The sequence below is a fragment of the Chryseobacterium sp. SIMBA_029 genome, assembly GCF_046535275.1.
In the GTDB taxonomy this organism is placed as follows: Bacteria; Bacteroidota; Bacteroidia; order Flavobacteriales; family Weeksellaceae; genus Chryseobacterium.
This window is the reverse complement of the sequence record NZ_JAWRXA010000197.1, coordinates 1-286: the sequence shown is the minus strand read 5'-3', so window position 1 is coordinate 286 and position 286 is coordinate 1. Positions and strand designations below refer to the sequence as shown.

General features: G+C 36.7%; 1 pseudogene. It reads left to right on the top strand.

What is annotated here, in order from left to right:
• Positions 1-286 (top strand): annotated as a pseudogene (locus SB679_RS23805) (beta-carotene 15,15'-monooxygenase); the annotation flags it as partial.

Genomic DNA, 286 nt, shown 5'->3' with positions numbered 1-286 from the left:
CTATATTAATATTTTTAATCTTTGTGGACTTGTTATTGGGGTAATTATTGCCTGCTGTATGGTATTGCAGAAGAAAAGAATTCAATATATCTGGGGACCCGGGTTTCTTATGTTGCTTGCCTTTCATGCACTGATGTATTATTCCTTTGATGTTCAGGCTGATGAATTCAACTATTACATTCCGTTATTTCTTCAGGGATTAGGAGTGGGATTAATTATGGTTCCTACTATCATTTACATTATTTCATCAGTTCCGGCTTCTATTGGTCCGTCAGCAGCAGCAACA